Origin of the sequence: Nevskia sp. (assembly GCF_051860985.1) — a bacterium.
Taxonomy (GTDB): Bacteria; Pseudomonadota; Gammaproteobacteria; order Nevskiales; family Nevskiaceae; genus Nevskia.
In genome coordinates, this window is record NZ_JBIMKV010000011.1 from 24,620 (window position 1) to 43,888 (window position 19,269).

The 19,269-nt window shown below is 67.3% G+C and carries 21 protein-coding genes and 1 tRNA gene; 18 read left to right on the plus strand and 4 right to left on the minus strand.

Annotated features, from left to right (window positions below; all coding sequences use genetic code 11):
- The first annotated feature begins 10 nt into the window (after window positions 1-10).
- The 17 genes from ACTIGJ_RS12115 to ACTIGJ_RS12195 all read left to right on the plus strand — a co-directional run bounded on the left by ACTIGJ_RS12115 (window position 11) and on the right by ACTIGJ_RS12195 (window position 12,515).
- Window positions 11-622, plus strand: coding sequence for a tyrosine-type recombinase/integrase (locus ACTIGJ_RS12115; protein WP_439640579.1), 612 nt, complete (start codon window positions 11-13; stop codon window positions 620-622).
- Window positions 619-1,110 (plus strand): DUF7673 family protein, encoded by a 492-nt coding sequence (locus ACTIGJ_RS12120; RefSeq protein WP_439640580.1) that lies wholly within the window; start codon window positions 619-621, stop codon window positions 1,108-1,110. Before ACTIGJ_RS12115 ends, ACTIGJ_RS12120 begins: the two co-directional genes overlap by 4 nt.
- Window positions 1,111-1,488 (plus strand): hypothetical protein, encoded by a 378-nt coding sequence (locus ACTIGJ_RS12125; RefSeq protein WP_439640581.1) that lies wholly within the window; start codon window positions 1,111-1,113, stop codon window positions 1,486-1,488.
- Between the two features lie 43 nt (window positions 1,489-1,531).
- Window positions 1,532-1,888 carry a hypothetical protein gene (locus ACTIGJ_RS12130; protein ID WP_439640582.1) on the plus strand — a complete coding sequence of 119 codons (357 nt, stop codon included), beginning with the start codon at window positions 1,532-1,534 and terminating at the stop codon, window positions 1,886-1,888.
- Window positions 1,885-2,058, plus strand: coding sequence for a hypothetical protein (locus ACTIGJ_RS12135; protein ID WP_439640583.1), 174 nt, complete (start codon window positions 1,885-1,887; stop codon window positions 2,056-2,058). The genes ACTIGJ_RS12130 and ACTIGJ_RS12135 overlap by 4 nt, the downstream gene beginning before the upstream one ends.
- On the plus strand, window positions 2,055-2,618 hold the full coding sequence (locus ACTIGJ_RS12140; protein WP_439640584.1) for a hypothetical protein: 564 nt from the start codon (window positions 2,055-2,057) through the stop codon (window positions 2,616-2,618). The genes ACTIGJ_RS12135 and ACTIGJ_RS12140 overlap by 4 nt, the downstream gene beginning before the upstream one ends.
- Window positions 2,615-3,250, plus strand: coding sequence for a J domain-containing protein (locus tag ACTIGJ_RS12145; RefSeq protein WP_439640585.1), 636 nt, complete (start codon window positions 2,615-2,617; stop codon window positions 3,248-3,250). Before ACTIGJ_RS12140 ends, ACTIGJ_RS12145 begins: the two co-directional genes overlap by 4 nt.
- Window positions 3,247-4,005 (plus strand): hypothetical protein, encoded by a 759-nt coding sequence (locus ACTIGJ_RS12150; protein WP_439640586.1) that lies wholly within the window; start codon window positions 3,247-3,249, stop codon window positions 4,003-4,005. Before ACTIGJ_RS12145 ends, ACTIGJ_RS12150 begins: the two co-directional genes overlap by 4 nt.
- Window positions 4,002-4,604: an ASCH domain-containing protein gene (locus ACTIGJ_RS12155; protein ID WP_439640587.1), complete on the plus strand. Its 603-nt coding sequence runs from the start codon at window positions 4,002-4,004 to the stop codon at window positions 4,602-4,604. Before ACTIGJ_RS12150 ends, ACTIGJ_RS12155 begins: the two co-directional genes overlap by 4 nt.
- On the plus strand, window positions 4,601-5,179 hold the full coding sequence (locus tag ACTIGJ_RS12160) for a hypothetical protein (RefSeq protein WP_439640588.1): 579 nt from the start codon (window positions 4,601-4,603) through the stop codon (window positions 5,177-5,179). Before ACTIGJ_RS12155 ends, ACTIGJ_RS12160 begins: the two co-directional genes overlap by 4 nt.
- Window positions 5,172-6,005, plus strand: a complete 834-nt coding sequence (locus ACTIGJ_RS12165; protein WP_439640589.1) for a DNA adenine methylase — start codon at window positions 5,172-5,174, stop codon at window positions 6,003-6,005. The genes ACTIGJ_RS12160 and ACTIGJ_RS12165 overlap by 8 nt, the downstream gene beginning before the upstream one ends.
- Window positions 6,005-6,226: a hypothetical protein gene (locus ACTIGJ_RS12170; protein ID WP_439640590.1), complete on the plus strand. Its 222-nt coding sequence runs from the start codon at window positions 6,005-6,007 to the stop codon at window positions 6,224-6,226. Before ACTIGJ_RS12165 ends, ACTIGJ_RS12170 begins: the two co-directional genes overlap by 1 nt.
- Window positions 6,223-6,504, plus strand: coding sequence for a hypothetical protein (locus tag ACTIGJ_RS12175; protein WP_439640591.1), 282 nt, complete (start codon window positions 6,223-6,225; stop codon window positions 6,502-6,504). The genes ACTIGJ_RS12170 and ACTIGJ_RS12175 overlap by 4 nt, the downstream gene beginning before the upstream one ends.
- The gene (locus tag ACTIGJ_RS12180) at window positions 6,504-6,734 is read left to right on the plus strand and encodes a hypothetical protein (RefSeq protein WP_439640592.1); all 231 of its coding nucleotides are present in this window, start codon (window positions 6,504-6,506) and stop codon (window positions 6,732-6,734) included. The genes ACTIGJ_RS12175 and ACTIGJ_RS12180 overlap by 1 nt, the downstream gene beginning before the upstream one ends.
- 26 nt (window positions 6,735-6,760) lie before the next feature.
- Entirely contained in the window at window positions 6,761-7,033 is a 273-nt protein-coding gene (locus ACTIGJ_RS12185; RefSeq protein WP_439640593.1) for a hypothetical protein, read from the plus strand.
- Between the two features lie 12 nt (window positions 7,034-7,045).
- Window positions 7,046-9,922, plus strand: a complete 2,877-nt coding sequence (locus tag ACTIGJ_RS12190) for a toprim domain-containing protein (protein WP_439640594.1) — start codon at window positions 7,046-7,048, stop codon at window positions 9,920-9,922.
- Window positions 9,923-10,925: 1,003 nt separating this feature from the next.
- Window positions 10,926-12,515, plus strand: a complete 1,590-nt coding sequence (locus ACTIGJ_RS12195) for a recombinase family protein (protein WP_439640708.1) — start codon at window positions 10,926-10,928, stop codon at window positions 12,513-12,515.
- Here the strand turns inward: ACTIGJ_RS12195 and ACTIGJ_RS12200 are convergent.
- Window positions 12,474-12,549, minus strand: a tRNA-Asn gene (locus ACTIGJ_RS12200). The two genes, ACTIGJ_RS12195 and ACTIGJ_RS12200, sit on opposite strands and share 42 nt — an antisense overlap.
- A 266-nt stretch (window positions 12,550-12,815) precedes the next feature.
- Between ACTIGJ_RS12200 and ACTIGJ_RS12205 the strand changes: the two genes are divergently transcribed.
- A complete protein-coding gene (locus ACTIGJ_RS12205) occupies window positions 12,816-13,202 on the plus strand; it encodes a hypothetical protein (RefSeq protein WP_439640595.1) in 387 nt (128 codons plus the stop codon).
- A gap of 4 nt (window positions 13,203-13,206) precedes the next feature.
- Here ACTIGJ_RS12205 and ACTIGJ_RS12210 read toward each other — a convergent pair whose 3' ends face one another.
- The 3 genes from ACTIGJ_RS12210 to ACTIGJ_RS12220 form a co-directional block, all read right to left on the minus strand.
- Window positions 13,207-15,534 carry an adenylate/guanylate cyclase domain-containing protein gene (locus tag ACTIGJ_RS12210; protein WP_439640596.1) on the minus strand — a complete coding sequence of 776 codons (2,328 nt, stop codon included), beginning with the start codon at window positions 15,532-15,534 and terminating at the stop codon, window positions 13,207-13,209.
- A gap of 164 nt (window positions 15,535-15,698) precedes the next feature.
- Window positions 15,699-16,883: a pyridoxal phosphate-dependent aminotransferase gene (locus tag ACTIGJ_RS12215; protein ID WP_439640597.1), complete on the minus strand. Its 1,185-nt coding sequence runs from the start codon at window positions 16,881-16,883 to the stop codon at window positions 15,699-15,701.
- An 85-nt stretch (window positions 16,884-16,968) separates the two neighbouring features.
- Complete coding sequence (locus ACTIGJ_RS12220; protein ID WP_439640598.1) at window positions 16,969-19,260, minus strand: NADP-dependent malic enzyme; 2,292 nt, start codon at window positions 19,258-19,260, stop codon at window positions 16,969-16,971.
- Window positions 19,261-19,269 lie beyond the last annotated feature (9 nt).

Sequence of the window (19,269 nt, forward strand, 5' to 3'; positions counted from 1 at the left end):
TGACCGAGCCATGAAGATGCTGAAGCGCTTTCTGACCCCGAAAGAAGAGGCCGCGTTCTTCGCCGCCATCAAGTCCCGCAGCGGCTTCACCGCCCAGCGCGACCTGCACCTGCTGCGCCTGATCCGCTGCAGCGGCGGGCGCGTGGGCGCCGTGTGCCAGCTCACCGTGGGCGATGCCCGCCGCGCGCTGGTGAGCAACGAGCTGAGCTTCCGCGACGAGATCAGCAAGGGCAGCCGCGGCTACGACGTGCCGCTCACCAACGCCATCCGCGACGAGCTGAAGGCGCTGATCAAGCTGCGCCGCGATGCCGGCCTGAGCCAGGAGCCGGACCAGCCCCTGGTGATCAGCCGCACGCGCAGCAAGGGCGGCGAAGGCATGACGCCGCGTGGCGTGCAGATGCGCTGCGCGTACTGGAGCGCCATCGCCGGGCTGGGCTTCACCGCCAGCCCGCACTGGCTGCGCCACACGCTGGGCAACCGCCTGGTCAACCGCAGCACGGCCAAGGAGCCGCTGACGCACACGGCCACCGTGATGGGTCACCGCGATATCAAGACCACGATGATCTACACCCGGCCCACAAGGGACGAGGTGCGGACCAGCCTGAGTGAGGCCGGCCTGTGAGCGCCGCCGATGCCACCGGCGCGCCGGCCGCGCACGACAACCGCCACGCCAGCCTGCACAGCGACCGGGACGTGACCTTCACGCTGACGATGCCGGCCGCCGACCGTGACCGTTTCATGAGCTGCTGGCGTGAATGGCGCGACGGTGACCGCTTCGAGCGGCGCCAGGCGCTGCGCGAGGCGGACCGCGAACAGGGCGTGAAAAGCCTGAAGCGGCTGCTGGATCTGGTGATGCGGGTGAACTTCACCTGCGGCAGCAGCTACGTGATCGCCGGCTGTCTGGCCAGCCTCTACAACGGCGACCGCGTGAAGGCCAACCTGTTCCGGCTGAGCATTGTCGATGCCGACATCGTGGAAGACCTGATCCACGTGATCCGCCTGCACCTGAGCAGCAACTGCGAGATCCACGACTACATCGTGAATGGCGGCCAGATCTTCGAACAGATGATCAAGGCCTACCGCCTCGAGCGGAAGCGGAGGGGCTCGTGAATGCCGCCGCTGCAGTCGCCGCCGCCGTCGACGCCGCAGCTGTGCCGCATGGTCTGCATCAGCCGCCTGCCGCCGGAGCTGAAGCGGCAGGTCTGGGCGTTCGTGAAGGCGCACCGGCCGGACACGGCCGCGCTGCTGACGGGCGCGGACCCGAACTGCCCGTTCGCGCAGATGGCCGAGGTGTTCGGGGAAACCACGATCTGGCTGCCGGTGGCGGACACCGGGCTGACGGACGCCGAGATCGCTTCGCTGAACGTTTCGATGGTGTCGTGGCGTGGCGCGGGGATCTCTTTGCCTACACCGATTCGCTCCCCGGAGGCCGATTCGTTCAGCAGCTCGGCATCGAGGGCGAGATCCACCAGCCGGACCCGGCGCTGATCGCCGCGATCGACGCCGACATTGCCCACCGAGGAGCCAAGTCATGACCCTGCTCAAAGCCGGCAGCGATGCCGTGATCAAGGATGCCCCGTGCCTGAGCGCGCTCGGCAAGCTGTACATCGGCGAGGACGTGCTGATTCACCGGCAGCTCGATGAAGCGGAGATCCCGCTGCCGCTGCGCCGCCACCCCGCCGGCAACGATGCCCCGTTCTATCTGATCAGCACGCGGGACGGCGTGCGCAGCGTGCTGTGCCGCCACTGCCTGGCGCCGAAGCCCGATGACGCCCACACCTGGGCCGGCATCGAGGCGCTGACCGGCTGGCATCCGCCGGCGGCTGTCACCTGCGGGCCCGCGATCGACACAGCCGAAGACCGCGCGTCTTCAGGCGGTGCGGCATGAGCCTGTTCGTGCAGCTGTTCCTGCTGGCGATCGCGATCGCCATCGTCTGCCGCCTGGTCTGCTGGTGGGCAGAGCACACCGCGCTGGCGGCCGAGCTGACCGGGGATGACGCCAGCGATGCCGAGGTGATCCGCCGGCTGATGGATGAGCATTCGGGGGGTGGCCGGTGAGCATTCAGAGCCGCTACTACCGTCTGGATTCTGGGGCCCTGCCCGCCGCCGCCAAGGCGCTGCACGAGCAGCGCGAGGCGGCCCGGCGGGAGATCTCCGCGCTGCTCACCGAGCTGGGCGCGTCCGGCTTTCACTTCTCGAATCTCGACGGCAGGGTCAATGGCATCGAGTTCGGTCACCGGCCCGACGACACGCTGTGGAAGATCAGTCGCGGCAGCCACTGGCCGAAGCTGAACACGGCGGCCGGCAAGGCACTGGACAGCCGATTGAGAGCGCTCCCGAAGTTCCCCCCGATGACCCACGCGCTGGCCTGCGCCGGCATCCGTCACGACTTCCCGATGCTGCTCGGCGAAGGCAAGTGCTGGTTCGCCACGCTCACCGGCTGCCCGGATCGCGGCATCTGGTTTGTGAGCATCCCGACGCTGGCCCCGGAAGGCGAGCCCGGCCAGCGCTTCACGCCGCCGGCGGAGTGGGTGGAAGTGAAGCGCTGGCAGGTGGAGCGAGAGATCGAGGAGATCAACGCGCAGCAACGGCGAGAAGCCGCAGGAGCCACCTCATGAGCGACCAGCGCTATCCGCTGCAATGGCCGGCGTCGAAGCCGCGCACACAAGAAGGGCTCCGGAAAAACGGCAACTTCGCCACCCGCAAGCTCGGCGACCGCCAGTATCCGCAGACCCAGCCGCTGAGCCTGACGCAGGCCGTTGATCGGCTGCAGGCGGAGATGGAGCGATTCGGCGTCGACAACGCCGTGCTCAGCACCAACGTGCCGCTGCGGCTTGATGGCATGCCGCGCGGCGGCCTGGCGCAGCCTGCCGACCCTGGCGCCTGCCTGTATTTCGTGCTGCGCGGCAAGGCGCACGCCCTGCCCTGCGACCGCTTCACGAAGGTGGAACAGAACATCGCCGCGATCGCTGCGCATATCGAGGCGACGCGCGCGATCGAGCGCTACGGCGTGGCCGACGTCGGCGAGCTGTTCCAGTTCGCCGCCCTGCCCGCGCCGGGCCAGGACGCCGCGCGCGGCTGGCGCACGGTGCTGGGCTGGACCGAGGGCGATAGGCCGACGATGGCGCAGGTGGATGCCACCTATCGCCAGCTGGCAGCGAACGCGCACCCGGATCGCGGCGGAAGCGCTGAGCGCATGGCGCAGATCAACGATGCACGGGAAGCGGCACGCCGGGAGCTGGGCCAATGAGCGCGGCCGAGCTGGACATCGGCCTGCCGGGGCGCGGGCTGCGCACCGTGGAACTGGCCGCACGCCGGCCGCATGGCGACCGCGTGAAGTACATCGGCGGCTGCCGCTGCGACCGCTGCCGCGAAGCCAACACGCTGTACGAGGCGGCGCGCAAGCAGGCCCGGGCCCGTGGTGATTGGAACGGCCTGGTGCCGGCGGACAGCGCCCGCGAGCACCTGGTGCGGCTGCAGGGCGAAGGCCTGGGGCGGCACACCATCAGCGAGGCGTCGGGCGTCTCGGCGACGGTGCTGCAGGAGATCATCGCCGGCGCCAAGCTGAAGATCCGCGCGCTGACCAGCCGCCGGATCCTGGCGGTGACCACCGATGCCCGCGCCGATGCCTCGCTGGTGCCGGCCACCAAGGTCTGGAAGCTGATCCGGGATCTGTACCGGCAGGGGTTCAACCAGGGCGACATCGCTACCCGGCTGGGCTATGCAAGGCCCTATCTGCAGATCGGCAAGCGCCAGGTGCAGGCGATCACCGAGCTGCAGATCGTCCGGCTGCACGCGCAGATGAGCGGCACGCTGCGGCCGGCCGCCAAGACCCGCGCCCGGTGGACCGAGCTGCTGCAGGAAGGCTTCGAACTGTCGGTTCTGACACAGCGGCTGGGCATGGATGCCGCAACCCTGATGGAAGCCCTGACCAGCCGGCCGAAGCACGTGACGGCGGAGTTCGAGCAGCAGATCGAGCAGCTGTACCAGCGGTGCATGTCGTGAGCGCGCACACCTGCCACTGGCCCGGCTGCAAGGCCGCCGTTCCGCCGGCGCAGTGGGGCTGCAGGACGCACTGGTTCCGGCTGCCGAAGTCGCTGCGCCAGGCGGTTTTCGCGGAGTACCGACCCGGCCAGGAAATCAGCAAGACGCCCTCGGCGGCGTACGTCGCGGTCGCGCGGTCGGTGCAGGAATGGATCCGCACCCACTGCGCGGACGAGATCGGCGTGCCGCTGATCCACACGCTCAGCATTCTGCAGCCCTGGGCCTGGCTGATCGTGCACGGGCACAAGGACATCGAGAACCGGGACTGGGTGACCAGCTTCCGGGGCCGGTTCCTGATCCACGCCGGCAAGCGCTTCGGCCCTCAGCAGCGAGAGGACGCGGCGCAGGTCATTCAGCGCTTCCCCGGCATCCGGCTTCCGGAGACGTTCGAGCTGGGCGGCATCGTCGGCGAATCGGAACTGGTGGGCTGCACCGATAGCCACCCCAGCCCGTGGTTCAGCGGCCGCTACGGCTTTGTGTTGGCCAACTCCCGGCCGCTGCCGTTCAGGGCCTACGGCGGGCAGCTGGGCTTCTTTCGCACGCCGGATGTGAAGCCATGAGCGATACGACTATCGGTCCCCGCAAAATCGTCAAGCTGGTGTGCGACGGCTGCCCGAAGCTGCGCACGGAAAACTGGCGGGACTTCGACGAAAACGATCAGACGGACAGCGGGACAAGCGCCGACTGCATGGCGGCCGACCGCAGGCTCACGGCCTACTGGAGCAAGGGATACCCCACGCCGGATTGGTGCCCTCACAACCAGGCCGCTGCGCCGGATGACTTTGCGCGGGGCATTCATGCCGCGGCCAACTGGGTGAAAAAGCGGGGCGACGACTACGACCGCGAGCACGGCATGACGGACCCCACCACTGGCTGCCGCGAGTACCCCGGCAACGGGGACGAGTACATGCACGAGCTGCTGCTGATCGAGGAAGGAATCAGGGCGATCGCCAAGATGCCGGAGGTCCCGAACGGATGGCGTTCCGCGCCTGATGTCGCCGATCGAAACATGCTGGAAGAGGGGGAACTGTCTCTGAAGCGCTCGCTGGAGCTATTCCCGGACAACCTTGCCCAGGTCGTCAGCAACGTCTACGAGGACATGCTTGGCGCCGCACCGGAGGCAACCCATGCCTAGCCCTGCCCCCGGCCGGAAGCCGCCCCAGCCGGTGGCGCGACCCGCGCTGCGCTACCACGGCGGGAAGTTTCGTCTTGCGCCGTGGCTGCTGCAGTTCTTCCCACCTCATGGGTGTTACGTCGAGCCGTTCGGCGGCGCCGCCGGCGTGCTGTTGCAGAAGCCCAGGGCATACGCCGAGGTCTACAACGATCTCGATGGCGGAATCGTCAACTTCTTCCGTGTGCTCCGGGACGCATCGCTCAGGGCGGAGCTGATCAAGCTATGCCGGCTGACGCCATACGCCAGAGCCGAATTCCTGATGGCGTACGAGCACAGCAGCGACCCCGTGGAGCGGGCGCGCCGGACATGCGTTCGGGCGGCAATGGGCTTTGGCAGTGCCGGAGCCACGAAAGGCAGCACGGGCTTCAGGATCGACACTCGGCGGAAGTACGGGACTGCCCAGCACAACTGGTCCGACTATCCGGACTCGATCGCGGCGATCGGCGAGCGGATGTCTGGCGTGATGATCGAGAACCGCGACGCCGTCGACGTGATCGGCGCGCACGACGGAGTGGACACGCTGTTCCTGATTGATCCGCCGTACCTGCCAGAGACGCGCGTCATGCGAACGCGCGGGGCATATCGGCACGAAATGGATCCGGCCGAGCACCTGCGACTGTTGACCGCGCTGAAGAGCGTCGAAGGGATGGTGGTGCTGTGTGGATATCGCAGCGATCTCTACGACACCGAGCTGAGCAGCTGGCAGCGCTTCGAGACGAAATCCCGGATATCGGCAGGGCGAGGAGCAGGGATCCGAACCGAAGTGGCGTGGCTCAATCCCGCCTAATGAACCCTGCCCTGATCCTGGTGTGCCAGCCCGGCACGGATCTGCAGCCGCTGCTGCAGGCGATCGAGACCGCCGCCCTGCAGCAGGGCCAGCTGCTGTACGAACTGCCGCCGCCGCGCGGTGCCGAGGGCACGCGCAGCTTCGCGCTGATGCCGGATGACCTCGGCGTGTTGCTGAAGACGCTGCACCCGAACGTGACCCCGATCCGGAGGCCCTCATGAGCCAGTCCCCTGCTGCCCGTGGCCCTCACCCGGCCGACATCCCCGATGCGCAATCGGCGGCCACCGCCGCGCGGCCCTGGCGCCCGGCGCCGATCGATGACCAGCTGACCGAACTGCGACGCCTGCAGGCGGACCAGCGCCGCTACCACGCGAAGGTGATGGCAGTTGGCACGAACGCGAAGCCGACGCTGTACCGGTTGAGCGATTGGCGGCTGGCCAGCGCGATCCGCACGCTGGAAGCGCTGCGGGACGGTACGGCACACGGAGGCAGCCGTTGATGGGCACGTGCACCGACGAGGCCGAAACGCTGCGGAACCTGGCCAGGCTGTGCGCCAAGCGCGACCTCGACGAACATCGCCAGCAGCGGATCCGCGAGGCGATGCTGTATGCCGGCGTCGGCTCGATCCGCGTCGGCCGCCGAGTGTTCGAGTGCCCTGCCCCGAGCGCGCGGCTCACCGTGACCGTGCTGCCCGGCGAGCCCGGCAGCAAGCCGGCCGCGCAGCTGTGAACCGGCGCTCCGAAGGCCGCTGACGGATGCCCGAGCAATCCGAGATCTTCAGCAAGCCGCGCCGGCACACGCGGCTGAAGGGCACCGGCTACGCCGGCACGCCCGGCACGGGGCCGGCCGGCGAAACCTGCAAGACCTGCGCGCAGCTGCGCGCACATTCACGAACCTACGGAAGCCGCACCCGCCGCTGGTACAAGTGCGCGCGCGTGAAGGCCACCTATTCGGCGGATACCGACATCCGCCTCGATGCGCCGGCGTGCCACGCCTGGACAGCGGCCACTCCATCACCAGACCAATAACCACAAGCGGACATGAGCGCAGGCAACGGCATCGAGAACGAGGCATTCAAGGAAGCGCTACGCAGGAACATCGCGGAGATCAAGGAACGGGTGGACCTTCACGACCTGGCCGACAAGCTGGGGCTGGAGCGGCCGGTGCGCAGCGGCAACTACAAGAGCCCGCACCACAAGGACAAGAGCCCGAGCCTGTCGATCTTCGACGGCGGCACGGGCTGGAAGGACTGGAGCAGCGACAAGGGCGGAGACGCCTTCAGCCTGGTGATGTACGTGCAGGGCTGTGAGTTCAACGAGGCCAACCGCTGGCTGCACGACTACTGCGGCATCTCCTGGCCAACGGCCCAGGAAGCGCCGCGCCGGGAGCGCAGCGCGGCCGAGTTCATCGCCACCAGCTGCCTGGCCGATCCGGAGCCGGCGGTTGCCTACCTGCGCGATGAACGGAAGATCCCGGAGGCAACGATCCGTGAAGCGATCAAGGCGCGCACGCTGGGCTATTCAGGCTGGGTCAGCAGCAAGGTGCCGGCCGGCGAGATCGGACATCAGGGACCGGCCGTGGCCTTCATCGCCTACGACGTCACCACCGGCCTGCCGGAAGGCGTGGACAAGCGCTTCATCGACCCCGCGCTGAACGGCGGGCTGAAGACCTGGAGCAAGGGCGAGAAGCTGGGGCTGCCCTGGCTGGCCAGCCGGCGCGCGCTCAAGGGCGCGCGCACGGTGTACGTGGTGGAGTCGGCGATCAACGCGCTGTCGATCGAGGCCTGCGAGATCAAGGGCGCCTGTGCGATGGCGGTGCGCGGCCTGCAGGGCGCGGAGTCGATCGACTGGACCCAGTGCGTTGGTAAGCACGTGGTCATCGTGTTCGATGCCGACGAGCCGAATGCCAAGGATCGCCGGCCCGGGCCGGAAGCGGCCTGGGCGCTGTACGACCAGCTGACGGCACTGAACATCGGGTGCTCGATCGTCGACCAGACCGACTGGGTTCGCCGCAAGCTGAACGACTGCAACGACGTGCTGAAGGCCGAAGGCGTCGACGGCCTGCGCACGCGGCTGCGGCGGCTGGAGGATTCGGCGATTGCCGGCGTGCCGGCCAAGCTGCAGCCCGGCCCGAAGCGGCTGTGGCTGCCGGGCTACGACTTCGCGGTATACGGCCGCTTCAAGGCACAAGCGGACTTCACCCAGTACATCAGCGACCTCGGCGACGATCCGGAAGACGACTCCGGCGGCGACGAAGACGACGAGGCCGGCGGCGAGCGGCGCGGCGTGAAGCTGTCCCCGCTTGCCGGCTTCCGCATCGCGGCGATCTCGCGCGTGACGATCCAGAGCCCGAAGGCGACCGTGAGCGGCGTGAAGGATTCGGCGCCGACAACACAGTTCGCGGCCACGGTGCAGGTGCCACGCCACGGCCCGCGCCTGCTGCGCCGGGTGTTCCGCGACGAGGATCTGCACCGCCTGGCGCGCTGGGAGGATTTCGGCCCGATCTACGACCCGAAGCAGTTCAAGCGCCTGGTGACGCTGTTCGAGCGCGCGGTGCACTTCGGCGAGCGGCGGGCGGCCAATTTCGTGGGCCTGTGCTGGCTGGACGGCAAGCTGCGGGTGAACGAGGGCACGGACTGCTATTTCGAGCGGCCGGACAAGCAGTGCATCTATCACGATGCGGTGTTCCACCGCGGTACGCAGGCCGACGCCCGCGCCGTGATCGACGCCTACCAGACCACGTTCACGCAGAACGCGGCGGCGATCCCGCTGGTGTGGGTCTGCGGCGCCGTGGCGCTGAAATGCATCCTCGGATTCTGGCCGCACTTCGAGATGCAGGCCAAGAAGGCGTCCGGCAAGTCCACGCTGATCGAGCGCCTGAGCGGCACCACCGGCTTCCAGATGTTCAGCTCGGAACAGCTGAAGACGGCCTACCGCATCATCAGCTCGGTGGGTCATTCCTCGATCCCGGTGGGCTGGGAAGAGGTGTCCAAGGCCGGCAAGATCAGCCTGGCGATGGCGATCACGATGCTGCAGGAGAGCTACCAGTTCACGCCGCACACGCGCGGCAGCGAGAACCTGCGGTATCTCAACGCGGCGCCGGTGCTGCTGGCCGGCGAGGACGTGCCGGCAAAAGACATCACCGGCAAGCTGGTGCGCACCAAGCTGACCAGCGAGAAGCAGGGCCCGGTGATGCCGAAGAAGCTGCCGCTGTGGCCGATGCGCAACTGGCTGGACTGGGTGGCGGAGCTGGACCCCGAAGCCGTGGTGAAGCGCCACGAGCGCCTGGTGGAGTACTGCTATCGCAACAGCCGCAGCACAAAGGGCGACCTCGGCGCCAAGCGCATGGCGACGAACTACAGCGCCCTGCTGCTGGCCTGGAAGCTGATGACCGAGTTCGCCGGGATCGAGGAGAACGCCGGCGACTTCCCGCGTGACTGCATCGCGGAAATGAACGCCCACATGACCGAGACCGAGCACGATCGCGAGCCGTTCGTGTGGATCCTGGAAAAGCTGGCCAGCGAGATCGCCAGCGAGCGGTTCGTCTATCCGTTCGCCTGGCGCGAGGTGAAGCCGGCCGCCGACAAGGATGCCGAGGTGTGCCTGGTGGTGAAGGCCCAGTACGTGATGGATCACCTGGCCAGCTCGAACCACCTGCGCGATTTCTACGACACGCTGCCGATCAAGACCGCCCGCGTGTTCAAGCAGCAGCTGGTCGACGCGGAGCTTGTCGTCGACCCCGATTTCCGGACCGTGATCGCTGGCCGCGACCAGTACCACTGCATCGCGATCGGCGTACGCCGGGCCGCGCTGAAGGGCATCGATCTGCCGGTGCGCGTGTTCAAGGACGGCTCGCAGACCGAGATCGGCCGCGCCCTGGCTGCCGAGCTGCAGGCCGAGCCCGAAGGCGTCACCTGATCCCCCGCAGCACCGTTCGCCCCGCTCGATGCGGGGCTTTTTTTTGCCCGAACCTGCACGGTCCCCTTCAAACCTGCACGGTCCACCCGCTGGCGCGCCTCCTCACGAGGGGGAAAAGTGCCCTTGCCGCGCGTGTGAGGCAGGCATTCCGTCTGAACCTGCACGGTCCCCCCGCTGATTCCGGTTAAGTGCTTGATTCTCTAAGCCTGTGCACCGTGCAACTTCCCTCGATTACCGTGCAGCTTTCCGTCTCTGCCGTGCGCCTTTCGACTTTCCGTTGCACATGAACTCCATCGAGCTTTCGTTTGTATCTCTCTCTTTTCAATGAGAAAGAAGAAGAAGAAGAGGGAAACGAGCGCTGTGCAACTTTCGCGAGGGCCTGAAAAAGGACCGTGCAACTTCGGTCAGCCGAAAGCGCAAAGCTGCACATCGGCGATCTTAGGAATATCAAGGGCTTACGTCCGATTCAGGACGGAAAGCAGGACCGTGCAGGTTGTTCGCCTGCCTGCTGCGCCGTGGCCACGCCGGCGACGCGGCCGGCCGTTGCCGCGAACGTGCTGCCTGCTGGCGTCGACCGACCAGGCGTCGTGCCTTCCGCCGATGCGCGTGCACGACCTCCGGTCCGCCAACGCAAATCGTAGAGGCCGGGCCGCGTGCACCCTGAGAAGCTATGCAGGCCGACGTTTGCGGGGCGGCTCTAAGTGGCTCTCGGAACGGGCTGAAACAACCGAGGGGTGAACTTCGCGTTTTGGGTAGAAAGCGAAGTTGAGCGAAGTTGCTGCGCAGCAAAATCAGGCGCTTGCGGAAGCTGTTCGGCGAGATAAGCGAAGTTGGCGCGGCGGTGTCGCATCGTCGGTCAACGCGCCGGCATCTCCTCGATAGCTCCGGTCTATGGTGGGGGCTCGGCAGGCCACCCCACCCCTATCAAAACGGTAGGTGGGTACCAGAACGTCTGCATACTTCAGAAGCGCCTTTTGAGGCGCGCGCTACCGGTGACCGAGCCATGCGCCCAACCGCTGTGATCTACGCCCGTGTGTCGACTGCAAAGCAGGCCGCCGAGGAGCTGCCGCTGACCAGCCAGGTCGAGCAATGCCGCGCGAAAGCGGAGGCGCTCGGGGTCGAGGTGCTCCGCGTGTTCGAGGACCGCGGGATCTCGGGGCGCGACGAGGACCGGCCCGGCTTCCAGGACGCGATCGCGTTCGCCGAGTCGCAGCGCTGTGCCTACTTCATCACCTGGTCGACCAGCCGCTTCGCTCGCGATGCCGTCCATGCCGGCGTGTACAAGCGACGGCTGGAGAAGCGCGGCGTGCGGATGGCTTACTGCACCGCAGACATCGATCGCGGCACCACGTCGGGGTTCGTCCTGGACACCGTGCTTGCGATGATCGACGAGGTGGTGAGCCGGCAGGTGGCTACCGACACGCTGCGCTCGTTGCAGAACAACGCCCGGGCCGGACACTGGAACGGCGGCCGCGTGCCATTCGGCTACTCGGCCGGCCCAGCCCCTGACGACCCGCGCCGCCGGCGGCTGGTGCCGCGTCCGGAGGAGGCGTGGATCGTCACCGCGATGTTTCGCCGGTGCGCTGAGGGCGCAGGTCCGAGGACCATCGCATCGGACATGAACGCCTCGGGGACGCTGCATCGTGGGAAGCCTTGGACCTCGGCTGCAGTGGCGCATGTTCTCGAAAGCCCATCGTCGGCCGGCATGGTGGTGTTCAATCGGCGCGCGCCTCGCCAGTCCGGAACCCTGCTGAAGCCGGAGTCGGAGTGGATCCGCGTGCAGAGTCATCAGCCGATTATCGATCCCGATCTATGGGAGCGAGTCCAAGCGCTGCGCGCCTCGGCTCGGCGAAAAAAGCTCGGTCATGCGCTCTCCACCCACCTGTTCACCGGCGTGCTGGCGTGCGGGCACTGCGGTGCGCAGATGAACGTCGAACGCGCGACCGGAAGAACGGCCTCGTATGCCTACTACAACTGCCGCAGTTGGATTGCATCCAAGGGCTGCGGAGATCGCCGGCGGCGCGCGGACAAGCTCGATGCGTGGCTGGTCGCCGAGATCTGCGACAAGGTGTTCACCGCCGAGACAATGACGCTGGTTGCAATGGAGTTGAACGCCGCGTGCGGGACCTGGGCAGCGGAGAGACGTTCCGAACTCGCCGCGATCGAGCGGGAGCTGCGCGACATCGCGGAGCGCCGTCGACGGCTGCTAGATGTCCTGGAATTGCACGGCCGAGATGCACCGGACCTCGGCGACATGAAGGATCGGCTGACCGAACTACGGGAACGCGAGCGGTCGCTGAAGGAACGACGTGAAGCGCGGTCGACTGAAGCTGCCCCGACCTTCGGAGCTGATGCAGCTGAGATTGGAGAGATTCGATCGGAGCTGCTAAGCATCGTTCGCGATGCCACCGACGTTCCGAGAAGCCGATCCATGCTGAGGCAGTTGCTGGAATCCGTGGTGCTACACTCGGATCGCGCTGAAATCAACTACCGGACGGACTTGCTGGCTGATAACCGGACCCAGACGGTACCGGTTCATAGCTCCGCAAATTGGCTCCCTGACCAGGACTCGAACCTGGGACCCAGTGATTAACAGTCACTTGCTCTACCGACTGAGCTATCAGGGAACGTTGCGGTCGCGCATTCTACCTAACTGAGACGCAAAGGCAACCCTTTTCGCGAGCCTCTCCGGAAGTCGCCGGCTGGTCTCCGAATCGATGCCGGGCAGCCGTCGCAGAGTTGTTCGGGCAGCGGCTTTCCGTTGATGCGCCAGAGGTGACTGACCTATTGTTCGACGTCATCGCATGCCGGCCCGATTTCGTCGCTGGCTCGTTCGATGACGGTATCCCGGCCTGCGACATCCGCGGTCCAACGGCATGAAGGAGCGACGCTCATGGCAGACAAGAAGCCCGGTGAGGTGAAGGCGGTCTCGAAGATTGCACAGGCCCAGGCCGCGTCGGCCGATCTGCAGGCGATTCGATCGAACGGCAGCCGCCGTCACGTCCAGCTCGCCTATGTGATCGCCGACAGCGAGGCGTCCGCGAAAGCCGCGATCACGGCGCCGGCGGCAGCCGTCGGCAAGGCCATCGGCGTGCTGGTGCTGCCGCTCGGCAACGAAAGCTCGGCCACCAGCGGCGCGCCCAAGATTCCACCCGGCAAGTACGAAGCGCCGCCGCCGGTGGCAGGCGACCTGGCGTCGGCTGCGGAATGGATCGGAAGCATCGAGGTGCCCAAGAGCCAGTACGTCATCGACGTACTGGTGCAGGTCCGCAAGCGCTGATCGCTCAAGGCGCCGGAGCCGTCACGGCATAGGCCCGATCGACCAGTGCCTTGAACGCAGGCTCGTCGCGCAGCGAGGCGTAGAACGGATCGTTCCGCACATAGGCGCTGGTGATGACCGAATGCCCATCGAGCAGGCGCGCCAGCAACGCGATGGCGGTCGACTTGTCGCCGAGCACCGCGTAGACGCCGGCCAGCGGACCCAGGATGTCGCCGCTCGTCATCGGATTGCCGCAGCAGTACTCACGCAGCGCGGTATCGGCCAAGGTCCTTGCCGTCGTCGCTTCCCCGAGCAACGCATGATTGGTCGCCTGCGTGACGATCTGGTCCCAGGCTGCTGGATCGCCATTGCCAAGCCTCGCTTCGAGCAGCGCGATCGCCTGCCGCGCATGCCGGGCCGCCGTCGCCCGATCGCCTTTCAGCCAGTACAGCGCCGCCAGGTTGGATAGCGCTGGATAGGCGTCTCCACCGGCGTCGCCGGTCTGCCATTCCGGCTGCCGTCGGACTTGGTCGATCGCCTCGTCGAACTCCCCCAGGTAGTAATGGAAGCGCTCCAGTGCCGGCGCGTAGGTGATGCGCGGCAGCAGCTGCCGGACCCGGGCCAGATCGCCGCGCGCCAACGCCAGTCGAGCGCGATAGACCAGCACCGGCTGGCTGTCGCCGTCGACTCTCGCCAGCCGGTCGACCACGGCATCGGCCGCGTCGATCCGATGCAGCAGTTCCAGCGTGGTCACCACGTCGATCAAGGCGGCCTTCGAACGCGGCGCCATTTCGGCCGCGCGGCGCTGCAGCAGCAGCGCTTCGTCGAGCCGATCGCGCTGGCGGTAGGCGTCGCCCAGCGCACCGAGCGTGAGCACGTCATTCGGCAGCTGCCGCAGCGCCGTTTCGTACTCGGCGATGGCTGCGTCCAGATCAAAGCGGCCGTGGGCGTAATAGGCGCCCCAGCCACGGTGCAGCTCCGGCAGGTCGGGATTCAGCTCGGCTGCGCGGATCAATGCCTGGCGCGCCGCCAGCAGCCGCTGGTCACTGCGATCGGTCGCGGCATGAAAGGCCTGGACATGCAGCTCCGCCTGCAGCACATGCGCCAGCGCGAATGCAGGGTCCATCGTCAGCGCTTCGGCGACCGCCGCCAGCGCCGGCTCCAGCCGGCGCTCGTCGCGCGCGGCCAGCGCCTGCTGGTAGCGCGTCCAGGCGGCGACGCTGGCCGTCGGCACGGCATCGACGGCCCGCTGCTGCGTCACGGTGAAGCGCTGCCGAACCGCTTGCGCCACGTCGCGGGCAATGGCGCTTTGCACACCAAACAGGTCGGTCACCTGCCGTTCGTAGCTCTGCGCCCACACGTGATGGTCGGTCGCGGCATCGATCAGCTGCACCTGCACCATCAGTCGCTCGCCATCACGCTGCAGGCTGCCCTCGATGATCGAGTCGACCTCCAGCTCCTGTGCAATTTCCTTGAGCTTGCGTCGACCCGGGTCCCGGTACGGCTCGACCGACGTCCGCGAGATCACGCGCAGGCGGTCGATCCGCGCGAGGTTGGTCAGGATGCTGTCCTGCAGGCCCGAGGCCAGCAGCCCGTCATCGCGGCCGCTGGAAAAGCTGGCGAACGGCAGCACCGCGATGCGCAGCGGCGCTCCGCTTTCGCGCGTGGCCGGGCCGGCCCGGTACCCGGGCAGCAGCGCGGCGGCGGCGATGAGCACCAGGACTGCCGCCACCGAGGCGGCCAGCCGTCGGCGATCGAAGCGCGGCCGATTGCCTGCCTCCGGGTTCACCGACGGCGACGCCAGCGGCAGGACATCGAGCGCCTCGGCGCTGAACACCCAGACCGGCACGGGATCGGCGATGTTCTTGAGCCGGCATTCGCCCAGCGCATCCGGAGTCACGGGCAGGCGTCCGTGCAGCTGGGCCAGCGCCGCGCCGGACAGCGCCAGCCCGCCCGGTGGCGACAGCGGCAGCAGGCGGGCTGACACGTTCACGGCATCGCCGAATACCTCACGACCGCGATGGGCGACGTCGCCGACATGCAGGCTGGCCCGCAGTAGCACTGGGGCATCGTCAGCCGACGCCGGCGGCGTGACGCGCAGTGCGCGCTGGATCGCAGCGATGCAGCGCAGTCCGGCGTAGGGGCTGGCGAACTCCAGCAGGAAGCTGTCGCCGGCGGTCTCGATCTCGCGTCCGCCGAAGATCGCCAGCTGCCGCCGCACGATGCGTCGCTGCCAATCCAGTGCACGCGCGCCCGCCGCCTCGTCGCGATTGACGATGGCGCTGAAACCCACGATGTCGGTGAACACGATCGCCGCCAGCCGGCGGTGCTTCGCATCCGGATCGCGTGCCATGTGCCGTGCTCGGATGGCGGGACGGGGCGACGGCAAGCCGCGATCGCCGTCGTCCGAAGCTTAGCGGCAAGCCTTTGCAGCCGGACATGCAAAAACGCCCCGCAGCGTGCACGGGTGCACGCTGCGGGGCGTCTCGGGCGGCAGGCCGCCCGCCGAAAGGCGAATCAGCTGCGCGCGTAGGCGTCGATGCGCTTCAGGCACTCGGTCAGCACGCGGTCGCTGGTCGCGAAGCTCAGCCGCATGTGACCCGGCGTACCGAACGCCGAACCCGGCACCAGTGCCACCAGCCGATCCTTCAGCAGGATGTCGGCCAATTCGAGATCGTCCTTCAGGCCCTTCGCGGCCACCAGCCCGGACATGTCCGGGAACGCGTAGAAAGTGCCGTCGCTCGGCTGGCAGCGGATGCCCGGAATCTCGTTCAGGCCGGCGACCAGGAAATCGTGGCGACGCTTGAAGGCGACGGTCATCTCGGCGACGCAGGCCTGATCGCCATTGAGCGCGGCTTCGGCCGCCGCCTGGGCGATCGAGGTCGGGTTCGACGTGCTCTGGCTCTGGATGTCCGACATCGGCGTGATCAGCCACCTCGGGCCGCAGGACCAGCCCAGACGCCAGCCGGTCATCGAATAGGTCTTCGACACGGCGTGGATCACCACCGTGCGGTCGTACAGCGCCGGGCAGACGTTGACGATGTTGGCGAATGGCTCGTCGGCCCAGAGGATCTTCTCGTACATGTCATCGCTGGCGATGATCACGCGCGGGTGCTTCAGCAGCACCTCGGCGAGCGCGGTCAGTTCGGCGCGCGTGTAGGCCACGCCCGACGGGTTCGACGGCGAGTTCAGGAAGATCAGCCGGGTCTTCGGCGTGATCGCCGCCTCCAGCTGGGCGGCGGTGATCTTGTAGCGGGTGCTGGCGTCGGTCGGCAGGATCACCGGCTTGCCATCGGCCAGCAGCACCATGTCCGGGTAGCTGACCCAGAACGGCGCCGGGATGATCACTTCATCGCCGTCGTTGAGCAGCGCCTGGCACAGGTTGTAGCAAGCCTGCTTGCCGCCGACCGAAGCCAGCACCTGGTTCGGGGCGTAGTCCAGCCCGTTGTCGCGCTGATGCTTGGCGATGATCGCCTTCTTGAGCGAAGGCGTGCCGCCGACCGGCGTGTACTTGGTAAAGCCCGACTCGATCGCCTTGATCGCGGCCGCCTTCACATGCGCCGGCGTATCGAAATCCGGCTCGCCGGCAGACAGCGACAGCACGTCGAGGCCCTGCGCCTTGAGTTCACCGGCCTTGGCGGTGACGGCGAGAGTCGGAGAAGGCTTGATGCGACCCACCCGGGCGGCGAGTGTCTGATCCACGTTAGTTCCTGTCTTTGGTCGAGCGGCTGAAAAAAGCGCGCGAAGGATACTTGAACGCGGCTTTGCTGCGCAGTGCAGAGGGGCGTCAGATGACGCCGGTCGCGGCCTCCATCACCGTCAGCGCCGTCATGTTGACGATCCGGCGCACGGTCGCCGACGGCGTCAGGATGTGCACCGGCGCCGCACAGCCGAGCAGCACCGGCCCGATCGCGACGTTGTTGCCGGCCGCCGTCTTCAGCAGGTTGTAGGCGATGTTGGCGGCATCGAGGTTCGGGCAGACCAGCAGGTTGGCCTGGCCGGTCAGTGTCGATTCCGGCAGCACGCTGCGGCGCTGCACTTCGTCGAGCGCGCAGTCGGCGTGCATCTCGCCGTCGACGATCAGTTCCGGCGCCATCTCGCGCAGCAGGCGCAGCGTCTCGCGCATCTTCTGCGCCGACGGCGTGTCGCTGGAGCCGAAGTTGGAGTGCGACAGCAGCGCCGCCCGCGGTTCGATGCCGAAGCGGCGGATGGCATCGGCGGCCATCACCGTGATCTCGGCCAGCTGAGCGGCAGTCGGGTCGACGTTGACATGGGTGTCGACGATGAACAGCTGGCGGTTCGGCACCACCACGCCGTTCATCAGCGCGTAGCAGTTCGCCCCCGGCTTCAGGCCGATCACCCGGTCGATGTACTGCAGGTGGCGCCAGGTGGTGGTGAAGGTGCCGCAGATCATGCCGTCGCCCTCGCCCATCCGCAGCAGCATCGCGGCGATCAGGGTCGTCCGGCGGCGCATCTCGATGCGCGCGTACTGCGGCGTCACGCCACGGCGCGCCATGATCGCGTGGTACTCGCTCCAGTAGGCGTGATAGCGCTCGTCGAACTCCGGGTTGACCACCGTGAAGTGTTCGCCTTCGCGAATCCGCAGGCCGTACTTCTCAATGCTCTGCTCGATGACTTTCGGCCGGCCGACCAGGATCGGCCGGGCCAGCCTTTCGTCGATGACGATCTGCACGGCTCTGAGCACGCGCTCGTCCTCGCCCTCGGCAAAGATGATCCGGCTCTTCTCCGGCGGCACCCGGCGCGCGGCAGCGAACACCGGCTTCATCAGCGTGCCGCTGTGATAGACGAACTGCTGCAGGCTCTGCCGATAGGCGTCGAAGTCGGCGATCGGCCGGGTGGCGACGCCGGAATCCATCGCGGCCTTGGCCACGGCCGGCGCGATGTGCACGATCAGGCGCGGATCGAAGGGCTTCGGGATCAGGTATTCCGGGCCAAACGACAGGTCCTCGATGCCGTAGGCATTGGCCACGACATCGCTTTGCTCGAAGCGCGCCAGCTCGGCGATCGCCTTCACCGCCGCGATCTCCATCGCCCGGGTGATGGTCGTCGCACCGGCGTCGAGCGCGCCCCGGAAGATGAACGGGAAACACAGGACGTTGTTGACCTGGTTCGGATAGTCGGTACGGCCGGTGGCGATGATGGCGTCGTCGCGCACCGCGCGGACCTCGCTCGGCAGGATTTCCGGCGTCGGATTGGCCAGCGCCAGGATCAGCGGCCGGGTCGCCATGGTGCGCACCATCTCCGGCTTCAGCACGCCGCCGGCCGACAGACCCAGGAAGATGTCGGCACCCGGAATCACTTCTGCCAGCGTGCGGGCGGCGGTGGCCTGCGCATAGCGGGCCTTGTCCTCATCCATCAGCTCGGTGCGGCCCTGGTAGACCACGCCGGCAAGGTCGGTCAGCCAGATGTTCTCGATGCGGATGCCCAGCTCCACCAGCAGCTCGACGCAGGCCAGCGCCGCCGCGCCTGCGCCGCTGACGACGAGCTTGACCTCGTCGATCTTCTTGCCGACCACTTCCAGGCCGTTGGTGACGGCCGCGCCGACGATGATCGCCGTACCGTGCTGATCATCATGAAAGACCGGAATCTTCATCCGCTCGCGAAGCTTCCGCTCGATGTAGAAGCACTCCGGCGCCTTGATGTCTTCCAGGTTGATACCGCCGAAGGTCGGCTCCAGCGCGGCGATGATCTCGATCAGCTTGTCGGGATCGCGCTGGTCGACTTCCAGATCGAAGACGTCGATGCCGGCGAACTTCTTGAACAGCACCGCCTTGCCTTCCATCACCGGCTTGGCGGCCAGCGGGCCGATCGCACCCAGCCCCAGCACGGCGGTGCCATTGGTGATCACCGCCACCAGGTTGCCGCGCGCGGTGTAGCGGAAGGCGTTCGCCGGGTCCTTGACGATCTCCTCGCAGGCCGCCGCGACACCGGGCGAATAGGCCAGCGCCAGGTCGTTCTGGTTGACCATCTGCTTGGTCGGCGTGACCGCCAGCTTTCCGGGGGTCGGAAACTCGTGGTAGTCGAGTGCGGCCTTGCGCAGCGTGTCGATCGGATTCATGCGCGACGT